Here is a 12,936-nt window from a genome sequence, read left to right as displayed (position 1 = left end):
TCTTTAAAAAACGTCTGAAGATTTTTTGGCCTCGTTTAGCCATGTATTAATATAATCCCTATGCTTGGGAAGCGTTTGCAACATTTGTTGAGTTAATTTTTGGTTACGTTGTTTAATTAGCTCAGCCTGCTTTTGCTGGTCATATAAATGACCGTGTTGCTTAAAATCAGGTTTAAAGCCCATGCCATATAAAACATATTGGTAACTAGCCGCGGGAAACAATTCAAGGGCACTTGTAAAATCAGCATGAGTAGGACCCCTGTAACCCCATATAGCCAAGTCCTCTTTCAAGCTTTCAGGTATTGATTCTGCTTGCGTATGCGCTTGCCAATATGGTTCTGGTCGCTTTGTTAACATGTAGTGCAATTTCAAAAAATCAATAATACGCCCCCATTTATATTCCATTTGTTGGTTAAAACGCTTGGCGATGGTTGGCATCAGTGCAGAATTAGGAGGTAAATTTTCTGCGACAAAACGCGAAGAAATTTCAATCAGCATGATAGCAGTGGCTTCTAAAGGCTCCACAAAACCGCCTGCCATACCAATAGCAATACAGTTTTTGTGCCACCATTTTTCCCTATGTCCGGAATGAAAACTAATTTTTCTTGGTTCAATATCTTTACCTTGAAGGCCAAGATAGTTGCGCAGATTATCCACAGCCTCATCATCACTTAAAAATTCACTCGCATAAACATGTCCAACCCCTCGACGACTTGTTAAACCGATATCCCAAATCCAACCAGCATTTTGCCCTGTAGCAATAGTATGTGACGGTATTTCACTATTTTCGTTTTCATAAGGCACATGCAAAGCCATTGCACTGTCGTTAAACAAATATTTATCCATAGGTTTAAAAGCTACACCTAAGGCTTTACCCAATAAGAGTGACTGGAATCCGGTACAATCGATAAATAAGTCTGCCTCAACACTTTTACCATCAGATAGTGCAACCGAATTAATATTGCCATTATCGCTCAGTAACACATTTTCGACTGTGCCAATCTGGTGCTTAACGCCTAAATTATTTTTGCAATGATTTTTTAGCAATTCGGCAAATGCACCAGCATCTAGGTGGTAAGCATAGTTACATTGACCAGAGTATTCGCCCTCAGAAATAGTGCGAGGAGCAAGGTTAGCCTCGCATATATGATGTTGATAGTTCGATTCTACGGCATAATTTTCGATGTCGTTAACATAAGGAGCAAGGTCTATACGGCCATAACCTAAAGGCACTGTAAAAGGATGGTAATAAAAATCGCCCTCTCCCTTTACCCAATCAACAAACTTACCGCCTTGTTTAAAAACTGCATGGCAATGCGCAAACATGTCACTTTCTTTTATACCAATATCTTTAAGCGTATTCTTCATGGTTGGCCAAGTTCCTTCACCAACACCAACAGTCGGAATATCGGAAGACTCTACCAAAGTGACAGCAATAGAATAGTCAGAACCACTCGAGTTTGTCGCCTTTTTATGATGTGAAGCTATTATCGCTGCTGCAAGCCACCCTGCCGTGCCTCCGCCTACAATAGCGATTTTTTTAATACTTTTATTCATTTCTACACCTAATATTGATTCTCACATTAGCACAAACAAGCACCTTACAATTTTCCTAAATACCATTATATATGAGAAAAATAAATCGGGTTAATGCATCTACCCAAACAAAATAGATTAACCATTTGAAGCGTAAACATAGCTTTATATTTTAGTCGAAAATATTTTTTAGTAAGACTAATAAGACATTGAAGACTAAAAAGGGTGGAAGCAAAATTTTTGCTACCACCCTCGTTTCTTACTCTTCAGTCAATTAAAACGAAGCTCGTACACCAATTGCGTAACGAGATCCGTTGTCTTCGATAGAATATGTTTGATTAGCAAAACGACCTGTTTGTCTAAGTTCTTGTTCAGTAATATTAATTCCCTCAAAGAAAACAGTCACGGTTTCGTTTATGTCATAACTTGCACTTATATCAACCTGACCAAAAGTATCGGTATTGATTGGCTCACCATTAAAGCCATTATCAATTTGACGTAAGAAACCTTCACGGTTGTTATAAGCGATACGTGCTTGCCAAGTATCTGTTTCGTAAAACAATATCAAGTTTTGAGAATCACCTAAACCTTCAAGTGCAAAACTTTGACTTGCATCTGCTCCAAGCTCTGCTGTGCTGTCAACCACTGTAGCATTGGCAGTAATACCAAAGCCATTTTCAAAAATATGTGTTACAGCAATTTCAAAACCAGTAACTGAAGCAGACTCACCATTTGATGGACGCGTTACATTAAATACTTCAGAAACACCAAATAGCTCTTCAGAAGTAGTAAAGGTTGGGTCACTACAAAGTGGGTCTTGACTACAAATAAAGTCTGGCGCGGTACGAGCAGACAATGCATAAGTCTCTTCGCCCGTTAGAGTCGTAATAAAATCTTCAATTTCTTTATTGAATACAGCAAAAGTAAACAAGCTTGCGTCGCCGTAATACCATTCGTATGAGATATCCCAATTTTCAGACTTAAATGGTTCAAGACCAGGGTTACCACCGCTAGCGGTTAAGTTCTGACGACGGGGCTCATTAAATACTGTGGATGGCGCCATTTCACTCATTGTTGGACGAGTAAGAGAGTCATACACAGCAAAACGTAATACCATATCGTCGGTCAATTCAAATTTAACGTTCACGTTTGGCAATAAACTTGAGTAATCAGCTGTGCCATTGATATCAATAGGTTCTTCAAAACGGTTAGCAAATAAGGTTCTATCTGCAGTAGGCACTATATCACTTAAGAATGCCTGACGAGCAAATACGTTGACACTAGTTTGAGAATAACGCGCACCAATATTCATATATACCGGCATATCACCGAGTTCAGCTTCAAAAGTGAAATCGGCATATAATGCATTAATCTCTTCGTTAACACTGTAACCATTGTTTTGGCGAACTGGGTTGATTGGAGCCCCTTGTGATGCTAAGTAATCCACCATAGCGTCGCCATCATAGGTGTAGAATGTATCGATCAATCCTGGAAAGAAGTTATTTGCTGTAAATGGTCTAAAGTTAATTACATCATTTGGAGCCGGCTCATTATAACCACAGAATGCACATTGAGAAGCAAAGTCTTGGAAAGCCGTTTTTTCACGTTCTTGACGGAATATTCCAAATTTAGCGCCTGTAAAAACTTCACTGTCTGAACGATAAGTAAAATCAGCCTTATACTCTGTAATTTCATCTTCGAAAGTAGGTTGATTTCCTTTTTCATTATAGTGCAATCTTGAACGGCTTGGATCTGGTAAAGATCCTCCGCCAAAACCATCATGACTTACTGTAGGTACACTTCCTGTTCCGTCAAAATCATAATTATTTATTATACCAACAACATTAAAACGGTCACGACCAGCACGGTCATTTTCGGCAGTTGAATTTGAAATATCAAATTCAGCATTTAGTGAGTCACTAATTTCCCAGTCAACATTTAAGCCAAATGCTTTATTGGAGACATCACGAGAGTTACGTGTTGTTGACACGAAATCAGATGCAGGGTTACCAGAACCTAACATGTCACCTGTATCAGCATTACCTGAAACGCCAATTTGCTGATTAAATGTTAATAAAGTGCCAGTTGCAGCATCAATACTTCCTTGCGTTACTCTGTCTGGTTCAAACCAAGACGCTAGGTCTGTTACTAGTGAATCAACTTCAAATTTTGAAATCGATCCGTCTAAAGTAATCGTTACGTCCTCAGATGGAGCAAACTGAACAACAAGATTGGCGTTAGTTCTTGTGCGTTCTTGTTGGTCGACTATTTGATCCCAGTTTCTTGGGATATAAGCGTTTCTAAATAAGGTTTCGTTTCTGTTACCTACCGTATCTAGTAAACGCCAGCCTGCGGTAGAGATTTGGTTAATTTGGACATCGCGCTCAGCATGCGTTAATGAAAATAAAACACCGACGGTGTCGTCATTAAAGGTGTTGCTAACTAAACCTGAAAATTGGGGTGAAGTCTCTTCTGACAGACTTTCATACATGCCCTTGACTGAGGCTACTGCAGTAAAACCCTGGTAGTCAAAAGGCCTAGCCGTAATCAAGCTTACCGTACCACCGATTCCGCCTTCCTGCATACTAGCTGTTGTTGTTTTAAATATGTCAGCGCCTACAATAGTTTCAGCAGCTACTGAATCAAAAGCGAACTCACGGCCACCCGTTTCGGAGGCCATTTGACGACCATTTACTAATACAGTGTTAAATTGTGGGCCAAAACCACGGATAGTAACTGATTGCCCTTCACCGCCACTACGATCAATAGAGACACCTGTTATACGCTGAAGTGACTCCGCTACGTTAAGGTCTGGAAACTTACCTAAATCTTCAGCTTTTATTCCGTCAGACACGATGCCGGAATTTTTCTTATCGTCCATACTTGCTTTAAGACTTGACCGAATGCCGCTGACGGCGATAACTTCCACGTCGTCCGCACCGGATTGTTGCGCGAGAGCCACGTTAGACGCTAATAGTGCGCCAGCAACTGCTGATGCGACTGATGTGTATTTAGCAAATTGTTTTATGTTTTTATCCATCTTTTTCCCCTGTTTTTTGCTTCCTAATTACATCGAAGCTAGTGTGTGTTTATTTAACCAGATAGGAATTAACCCTATTTATACTATAAATACTAGAAACTTCGTCATTTTTCAATCAAAAGTAGAAAATAAGTACAAATTTAGTAAATGTTTGTACGCTATATTAACATGCCTTTAACAAATGTGTTTGCTATTTTTAGAATTAATTTGCTGAAAAAGCCAATAAAATTGGCACTTGAGCCTATTTAAGCGCTTTTACTTTCCTTTTTTCCAATAGTGAAAAAATTAAATCATATAAATCGTATTTATATGAAATTATTGGTTGTTTTGATGTTTTAGATCGTAAGTTGTTGGTTTTATTGTTCTAAATTGGTGGGATGGGGATTATTAGACTGTGAATATTTTTTACACAAGGCTAAGAACTAGTAATTTACTCATGGTGAATAAATTATGTTCTACTTTAATACTTTTTTTTGCCTAAATTATAGCACCGCGATGTTGCACAACTTCGCGTGCAACATCAGTTGCATTTTTAACACTAGTAGCCGCACTTTCACCAGCTAGTCGACTTGCTAAATAGCTACCTGCAAAGGAGTCTCCAGCGGCAGTTGTATCAACCTGTTTAGGTGCTGGTTTAAATGCTTCATGACAGTCTAGTTGATTATCGATGCAAATATACACGCCTTGATCGTCGCATTTAATAATTTGCTCTGGAATATTAAAGGAAGCTAGAAACTGATTAATTTCTTCGTAAGAATTATGCCCATACATTGTATTGTGATCTTCTAGCCCAGGAAATGCAATATCCGATAATCGATATGCTTCTTCAATATATTGCTTTGCAACAGCTTCTGATTCCCAAAGTCTTGCACGATAATTTGGATCAAACGCAATGCGCGCACCTTGTTTTTGTTTTTCAGCCAACGATTGTAAAAATATATCGCGGTTGCTGGCTGTCAAAATCGCCAAAGTAATTCCTGAAAAATAGATGACGCCAACTTTACTATCTTGCCATTCTGCAGCTTCAAACAAAGTGCATATTTGAGTAGCCGCAGAGCCTTTGCGCCAATAAAAAAATTGTTTTTCGCCTATGCTATCTGTTGTAACCGCATATATTCCTAGATTGGCACTGTCAGTAACACTAAGGAGGCTGACATCAAGTTCATGCGACTCGCATGTTTTGCGCATTTTTATACTAAAGGGGTCGCGACCAATAACTGAACCGAATCCAACATTCAAAGAGGGTACCTGTCTTTTAGCATACACTGCAGTATTGTATGTATCACCAGCAAAACTATGCACTAAATCGCCATTAATGCCTGCTGCTTGGTTTTCATTTTCATTACCTACTGCGCGCGGTGCTTGTAGTTCTAACATACATTCACCAAGTGTTAACAACGACAACATAGTCCCTTTTTTCCTTTTTCAGTTTACGAACGCTTAGTTTACCACCAAGTTAAATATAATGCGGCTAAAATAATTACAAGTAGTAGAGCAAAAATATTAAAACTGCTACTTGTTTTAAAGTTAACTTCGCTTATATCCACGGTATCATTGGCCACCACTTTATTGCCTGAAATCGAAACGATATAAGAAAGAATAATACAAGCTAAAAACACAATACCAACACGGTCAATAAATGGGACGTCTGGCAAAACAAAGAAGAAGAACAAGGAAATAGTAAAAGATGATAAAGCCGCAGTAAGCGCACCTGCAGATGTCATTCGTTTATAGAACATACCCATTAAAAATATAACTACGATACCTGGTGAAAACATGGCCGAAAAATCTTGAATATATTGGAAAGCTTGGTCAAAGCTACCAATAAGAGGTTTAGCGGCAATAATAGCAATTATCAATGATATAACGCCTACTAAGCGTCCTACATTTACATAGTGGTTTTCGTCTTTACCCTGCTTCAAGGGGCGATACAAATCCATTGTGAATATGGTCGAAATACTATTTGTCATCGACGCCAAAGAAGATATTATTGCCGCTATTAAAGCTGCAAAAATTAGACCTTTTAAACCCACCGGCATAAGGGTCATCATGGCTGGGTATGCCATATCGTTTTTCTCAAGATTTGGAAATAGTAATAGTGCAGCAATGCCCGGTAAAACAACGATTAGAGGCATTAACAGTTTTAAGAAAGCGGCAAACATAATGCCTTTTTGCGCTTCTTTTAGGCTTTCTGCTGCTAGCGCTCGTTGAATGATATATTGGTTAAATCCCCAATAGCCAATGTTAATCACCCACATACCGCCGATAAGCACAGAAATACCGGGCAAATCCTTATAAAAAGGATTGTCTTGGCTTAAAATCATGTCAAAGTGACCCGGCACCTCTTGAGTCAAAATTGCAAAGCCAGCAAACACTCCACCTTGGTCGGAAATAGCTTGTAAAGCCAAATAGCTCAGCACTAAACCACCAAAAACGAGCAATACAACCTGTATAATATCGGTGTAAGCAACCACTTTTAAGCCGCCATAACTAGCGTATAAAACTGAAAACATAGCTAAAAAAATCATACCGTAAAGCCAATTAACACCAGCAACGCTTTCAATTGCTAAACCACCCAGCCATAGTACTGAAGTAAGATTCACAAATACGAATACACCCAACCAAAAAATCGCCAATACGGTTTTGACGCGGCTATCAAATCGTTGCTGTAGATATTGTGGAATAGTATAAATTTTATTTTTAAGAAAAATGGGGAGTAAATACTTACCTACAATAATCAGCGTTGCAGCTGCCATCCATTCGTAAGTCGCTATACCCAGGCCAAGGGCATAGCCTGAACCAGACATACCGATGATTTGTTCTGCGGATATATTAGCGGCAATTAGAGAAGCGCCTATTGCCCACCAAGGTAGCGAGCGACCCGCCAAAAAATAGTCTTTTGTATCTACATTGTTTGCGGCTTCCTTTTTAGTCATCCAAAAGGCTATTGCTAACAACATTATCGCGTAACACGCTACTACAATAAGATCTATCTGTGCCAATGATCCCGACATTATGCTTCCTCTTATTTTTATTTTTTTATAAGACGTGTTTAACCACTAAACCAGCCTGCTTGATAGTTTTGATCTTTACTGCGGCTAAATTAGGGTAAAGAGTGTCAAGACAAACACTTGTCTTAGGTCAGCATTGATAAATATTACAGAGTAGTCAAAAATATGCCAAGAATTTTTAAATAAGAAATGAATAATTCAAATTATTTTAACATATTTATATGATTTATTTACACGCTTACATTTTTTGTGTAGATTCGCAAAATAAGTAACACTATCCAAACATAATTTCTTGGAAACGCCATGAAAAACTACCCTGACTACACACATTTATGTAGCGATACAACAAGCCTAATTGTAGATTGTCGTCGCCAAACACCAATAGTCCTCTATTGGGGAAGTAAACTAAGTGATACAACTTTGCCTTCTATGCTTGGATTATTATGCACACGCCAAGAGGCTAAATGTGCTTTGGTTGTTGAAACACCCATTAGTTTATCTCCCTGTTTGGGTGACGGTTTTACTGGCCAGCCAGCGCTTGATCTATTTAATGATGGATTGGCGTGGAGCGCGGGCGCTAAATTAATAGATGTTAAGCAAGCGAATAAATCTTCGGTAATATTTTTATCAGTTGATGAAGTTAGAGATATAAGCTTAGAACATCGTTTAGACCTAGATTACGAAACCAATGTACTATCGGCCAGTACCAGCATTACCAACCAATCTACCACCAAATTAAATGTTAATTATTGCGCAGCCCCTACCTTTACAATGCCTGACCATATCAACAAAATTTTGTCATTTGAGGGACGCTGGTCAATGGAGTTTCAAACCAACAGTATCGACCTATTTTTAGGCGCTTTTGTGCGAGAGAACCGAAAAGGTAAAACCTCCCATGACAATTGGCCTGGGGTAGTATTGCATGCAGAGCATACAAACGAGCAGCAAGGTGAATGCTATGGTTATCATTTAGGCTGGAGTGGAAATCATAGAACAAGAGTTGAATTATTGCCGGAACAACGCACATATGTGCAAATGGGAGAGTTACTCGGAAATGGCGAAATAAGCTTAGAAAAAGATCAGACATATACTAGTCCGACACTTTATGTGAGTTATTCTCAACATGGCTTTAGCGCCTTGTCGCATAATTTTCATCGATTTGTCAGAAAGCACATATTGAGCGATAGAATTACAAAAATGCCGCGACCAATCCATTACAACACTTGGGAAGGCATTTACTTTGATCACGATGTAACTACTCTTAAACAACTTGCCAATATAATGTCTAATGCAGGTGCCGAAAGGTTTGTTTTAGATGATGGCTGGTTTTTAGGCCGCAGAAACGACAATGCGGGCTTGGGTGATTGGGTAGTAGACAAGTCTATTTATCCCGATGGATTAAATCCTATTATTGAACATGTCAATGACCTGGGTATGGCTTTTGGTATATGGTTTGAACCTGAAATGGTAAATCCTAATAGCGAGCTATATAGAGCCCACCCAGATTGGGTATTGAGTACAACAGGCAACCCTCAAATAGACTTTAGAAATCAATTGGTGTTAGATTTAACGCGTTCCGAAGTGTGTGACTATTTATTTGAACAAATTAGCGATGTATTAACCGAGTATCCTCAAATTACTTATATTAAATGGGACATGAATCGCGATATTAACCATACTGGAAATGCCAAAGGTATAAGTGCTATTCACAATCAAACTAAAGCAGTATATGCCCTAATCGATAGAGTAAAACACGCGCATCCAAAAGTTGAAATTGAAAGTTGCTCATCAGGAGGTGCTCGAGTTGATTATGGCGTTTTGGCCCACACCGACCGCATTTGGACTTCTGATTCAAACGATGCACTAGACCGCTTGATGATTCAGCGCGGATGTTCGTTTTTCTTCCCAAGTGAAATAATGGGGTCGCATGTAGGACCACGTGAATGCCATATTACTGGCCGTCAAATATCCCTGGAAACGCGAATAGCCGTTGCCTTTTTTGGTTCCATGGGCATGGAAATGGATCCTCGAGAATTAAGCGATGATGATATTGCGATGCTCCAAAGCGGAACACAATTATACAAAGATTACCGTCACCTTATTCATTCAGGACGACTATATCGCAGTGAATTAAATGGTCACTCTGTTGATTTTGGCATTGTATCTGATGATAAAAGTACTGGCTTATTTGCCTATAATAGTGTCGTGGAAACTCGCCGAACTATGCCTCGGAAATATCGTTTCGACGGTCTCGATAAAGCGGCCAACTATAAGTTAAATATGATTTGGCCAACACAATTAAAGGAATATTCAAGCTCTATATTATCGGTTGTCGAAGACCAAATATTTAGTGGTGAAGCCTTAATGAAATTTGGCATGCAATTGCCTATAGTGTTTCCACAAACAAGCTTAATATTCAAATTAAGTAAACAATAGTTCTTTGTGGTGGAACGTAACTAAGATATTCATTTACATTACTTGAGTAATGGGCTCAACACGGCCAAGCGACTCTACTAATTGATAAACAAAAAGGTTACCGGCTTTTGGCTGTCTTACTAATTGTTGTGCGCTTAACCCATCTTTTGCGCTAGTCACAAATAACCAGTCCATATTTGGCCCGCCAATACATACACACGTTGGCTGGGTAATTGGTAAAGGGTAAGAAAACAACTTTTTGCCGTCATTGCTAATGCAAGCAAGATGGGCTCCGCCCCAAATAGCAGTCCATAAGTTTTCATTAATATCCACACATGCGCCGTCTGGGAAACTATTTTTTTCAAACTTAGCAAAAAGCTTTTTGTTAACAATTTCGCCATTTCTATCAAGTGAATAAGCATAAATTTTATGTTTCGGCGAGTCTGCGTGATACATAATAGAACTGTCTTTGTTGAAGGCTAAACCATTCGATATATGTAAACCCGAAAGTACTCGTTTTGACTTGTATTTATTTGCACCTTCACACTTTAGACAATACAAGGCTGCCTTTTCGCTTTCGTCCAATTTATTGTAGTTACCATTTTCTACCATTGAACCTACCCAATAACGTCCTTGCGTATCACATTTACCATCGTTAAAACGGGTATGTTCGTTATTTGATTCAGGTGAAGATAACCAATTCAATTCGCCATTTTGAATATTGTATAATCCAATACCTTGCTCAAATGCAGCCAATAACACGCCTATGTTGGCAGTAAAAGCAAAACTGGTCATTCTAAAAGGGAGTGAAATACTACTTGTTCTGCCGCTTTCAGCATTCCACATGTAAAGTTCTTTTTCTTGAATGTCTGTCCAATAAAGTACTTGCTCGGAGGTATGCCATAAAACATTTTCGCCCAAGGTATTTTGGCATTCTATTTGAAATAAAAATTGTTTAACTAACAATAGCCACCCTTCTTAAGCTGCTCAGTAACACCCCGAGTATAGACTATACTGATTTATTATAGGCCTTTAAAAGCCAATCATTAAGCTCTGCATTTATATCAGAAACCGTCTTCAATTGTATTCGATGCGTACACATGGTCCCAAAAGGCCCCGAGGGTTCAAGGATACCTTGTGGCTCAACATCCTTTAGTTTCAAACCCAGGTCAATACGGGTTTTTGTCGCAGGTTTAATCAATACAAATTGATGCTTTCTAATTACACTAACACTCGTTTTTTTTGGTGTAATTAGCACATCTTCACCGAAGGATTTAAGGGTTGAAATGAGGGCATCATACAAGGGCAAAAGCGCTTCTTTACCCTTATACTGTGCACTTACTAGGTCCTCAGCAGAGTCGGTGTTTTGTTTAGAAAGAGTAACTATTGTATTTGCAAAGCCGTGCGATACACCATGTTGCTCCTTGAGGAATTTCACTGCGACTGAATGTTTTTCGATAGCTTGTTGTTTAAGCAACTCTTTCCATTCGTCTAAGTTTTTACCAGTTTTTTCAGGCATATTTGCTATCATTGTCTTTAAAGCTTGATCCATACAGCATTCCTCTTCCAATCTTTTTTTAAAACTATAATACAGATTAACAGTTAGTCTTCTTAAGCTCAAAATTACTCGTTAGATGTTTAATTTAAGCTAATTTTTCTATGATTATGTCGATTAATATGATAATTATTATTAAAAAACGCATTAATATTTAACAAACAAAACACCTTGTTTGTCTTTTTAACAGGGAAAATAATGAAACAAGCACAAAATTTAACCCAACAACTCACCCATAAGTTAGGTTTAGCTATTGTTAATGGGCACTACCCCGTTGGAGAAGGTATGCCCTCTGAAGCAAACTTATGTGAAGAGTTTGAAGTCAGTCGGAGTTCAACACGCGAAGCGGTTAAAATGCTCTCTGCTAAAGGTTTGGTATCATCTAGGCCCAAACAGGGTATTAAAGTATTACCTGAAAGCAGTTGGAATATGTTTGATACCGACGTGTTGTCTTGGATATTACAGAGCAAACCTTCGTTGAAACTCCTCAAGGAGTTTACCCAAGTTCGGTTTGCAATAGAGCCACTCGCCGCTGAATTGGCGGCAAAAAATGCTACCCCTATTCAGCTCCAGCATATTGATAAAGCGCTAAAAAGAATGGCTGATGCTGAAAATGGCTTAGATGATCCACTCGATGCAGACATCAGTTTTCATAGTGCTATTCTCGAAGCGAGTGGAAATCGTTTTTTCTTACAACTAACTCAGTTTATAAATACTGCTTTACGCGTAAGCATTCGATATACCAATCACGTGAAAGGCGTTAAAACCGCCGATGTAAATGCACATGCACAAATATACGAATGCATTAAGTCTGGCGATGCTACAGGTGCAAGGGCCTATGTACATAACATATTGGAAGAAGCATTAAGCTTAATAGAATTAAAACTTTAAGTGGTCAGCGTGAGCATAAAGCCTGTCGATCAAATCACTTAATTGGTTTTGCTCTTCTTCATTTAGACAAGCCAACAGTTGTTTTTCGTACTCATATGAAAGCGGCACAATTTCAGAGTAAACAAGATAACCTGTCTCTGACAAGCTTATCTCGGAGCGCCGCTTATCTTCTTTTGATGTTTGTCGGTCAATTAAATTTCGTTTCAGTAATTGACCAATTGCTCTACTAATTAATGACTTTTCAATTTGTGTTTTTAGCGATATCTCGTCAGCTGAAACCCCAGGATACTCGCCTAAAACAGCCATTATTCGCCATTCAGTAATAGATAGCGCAAACTTGTCTTTATAAGACTGTGCAACCAAGGTACTAACTTTGTTGGATAAAATTGATAAGCGATAGGGTAAATAACGTTCTAAAGTAAGCAACACTGTTTGCTTATTATTATCACTCATTTCTTACCTTCTGCTTTTATACCGTCACCAAAAAT

At 38.7% G+C, this 12,936-nt stretch carries 9 protein-coding genes; 2 read left to right on the top strand and 7 right to left on the bottom strand.

Annotated elements, in window-relative coordinates:
• Positions 1 to 3 precede the first annotated feature (3 nt).
• From RM552_RS14560 to RM552_RS14545, 4 genes are all read right to left on the bottom strand, one after another.
• Positions 4 to 1,557: a tryptophan halogenase family protein gene (locus tag RM552_RS14560; RefSeq protein WP_311369600.1), complete on the bottom strand. Its 1,554-nt coding sequence runs from the start codon at positions 1,555 to 1,557 to the stop codon at positions 4 to 6.
• A gap of 253 nt (positions 1,558 to 1,810) precedes the next feature.
• Entirely contained in the window at positions 1,811 to 4,576 is a 2,766-nt protein-coding gene (locus tag RM552_RS14555) for a TonB-dependent receptor (RefSeq protein WP_311369599.1), read from the bottom strand.
• Positions 4,577 to 5,053: 477 nt separating this feature from the next.
• Positions 5,054 to 5,983 (bottom strand): sugar kinase, encoded by a 930-nt coding sequence (locus RM552_RS14550; RefSeq protein WP_311369598.1) that lies wholly within the window; start codon positions 5,981 to 5,983, stop codon positions 5,054 to 5,056.
• Between the two features lie 38 nt (positions 5,984 to 6,021).
• Positions 6,022 to 7,590: a sodium:solute symporter family transporter gene (locus RM552_RS14545; protein ID WP_311369597.1), complete on the bottom strand. Its 1,569-nt coding sequence runs from the start codon at positions 7,588 to 7,590 to the stop codon at positions 6,022 to 6,024.
• A gap of 300 nt (positions 7,591 to 7,890) precedes the next feature.
• Between RM552_RS14545 and RM552_RS14540 the strand changes: the two genes are divergently transcribed.
• Complete coding sequence (locus tag RM552_RS14540) at positions 7,891 to 10,023, top strand: alpha-galactosidase (RefSeq protein ID WP_311369596.1); 2,133 nt, start codon at positions 7,891 to 7,893, stop codon at positions 10,021 to 10,023.
• Positions 10,024 to 10,056: 33 nt separating this feature from the next.
• On the opposite strand, the gene RM552_RS14535 is transcribed toward RM552_RS14540, so the two are convergent.
• Both RM552_RS14535 and RM552_RS14530 read right to left on the bottom strand, forming a co-directional pair.
• Positions 10,057 to 10,968, bottom strand: a complete 912-nt coding sequence (locus tag RM552_RS14535) for an SMP-30/gluconolactonase/LRE family protein (RefSeq protein ID WP_311369595.1) — start codon at positions 10,966 to 10,968, stop codon at positions 10,057 to 10,059.
• 43 nt (positions 10,969 to 11,011) lie between these two features.
• Positions 11,012 to 11,554: a DUF5655 domain-containing protein gene (locus RM552_RS14530; RefSeq protein WP_311369594.1), complete on the bottom strand. Its 543-nt coding sequence runs from the start codon at positions 11,552 to 11,554 to the stop codon at positions 11,012 to 11,014.
• Positions 11,555 to 11,755: 201 nt separating this feature from the next.
• Here RM552_RS14530 and RM552_RS14525 point away from each other — a divergent pair, with 201 nt between their 5' ends.
• Positions 11,756 to 12,448, top strand: coding sequence for a FadR/GntR family transcriptional regulator (locus RM552_RS14525; protein WP_311369593.1), 693 nt, complete (start codon positions 11,756 to 11,758; stop codon positions 12,446 to 12,448).
• Here the strand turns inward: RM552_RS14525 and RM552_RS14520 are convergent.
• Complete coding sequence (locus RM552_RS14520; protein ID WP_311369592.1) at positions 12,437 to 12,901, bottom strand: MarR family winged helix-turn-helix transcriptional regulator; 465 nt, start codon at positions 12,899 to 12,901, stop codon at positions 12,437 to 12,439. The genes RM552_RS14525 and RM552_RS14520 overlap by 12 nt on opposite strands.
• Between the last annotated feature and the right edge of the window lie 35 nt (positions 12,902 to 12,936).

Origin of the sequence: Glaciecola petra (genome assembly GCF_031846345.1) — a bacterium.
GTDB classification, from domain to species: domain Bacteria; phylum Pseudomonadota; class Gammaproteobacteria; order Enterobacterales; family Alteromonadaceae; genus Glaciecola; species Glaciecola petra.
Note: the sequence above shows the minus strand (reverse complement) of the source record. Positions and strands in the feature narration are given on the sequence as shown.

Excerpts from the sequence above, each read along its gene's own strand:
- RM552_RS14525 (WP_311369593.1), top strand. The coding sequence starts at position 11,756 with ATGAAACAAGCACAAAATTTAACCCAACAACTCACCCATAAGTTAGGT.
- RM552_RS14560 (WP_311369600.1), bottom strand. The coding sequence starts at position 1,557 with ATGAATAAAAGTATTAAAAAAATCGCTATTGTAGGCGGAGGCACGGCA.
- RM552_RS14540 (WP_311369596.1), top strand. The coding sequence starts at position 7,891 with ATGAAAAACTACCCTGACTACACACATTTATGTAGCGATACAACAAGC.
- RM552_RS14555 (WP_311369599.1), bottom strand. The coding sequence starts at position 4,576 with ATGGATAAAAACATAAAACAATTTGCTAAATACACATCAGTCGCATCA.
- RM552_RS14550 (WP_311369598.1), bottom strand. The coding sequence starts at position 5,983 with ATGTTGTCGTTGTTAACACTTGGTGAATGTATGTTAGAACTACAAGCA.
- RM552_RS14530 (WP_311369594.1), bottom strand. The coding sequence starts at position 11,554 with ATGGATCAAGCTTTAAAGACAATGATAGCAAATATGCCTGAAAAAACT.
- RM552_RS14545 (WP_311369597.1), bottom strand. The coding sequence starts at position 7,590 with ATGTCGGGATCATTGGCACAGATAGATCTTATTGTAGTAGCGTGTTAC.
- RM552_RS14520 (WP_311369592.1), bottom strand. The coding sequence starts at position 12,901 with ATGAGTGATAATAATAAGCAAACAGTGTTGCTTACTTTAGAACGTTAT.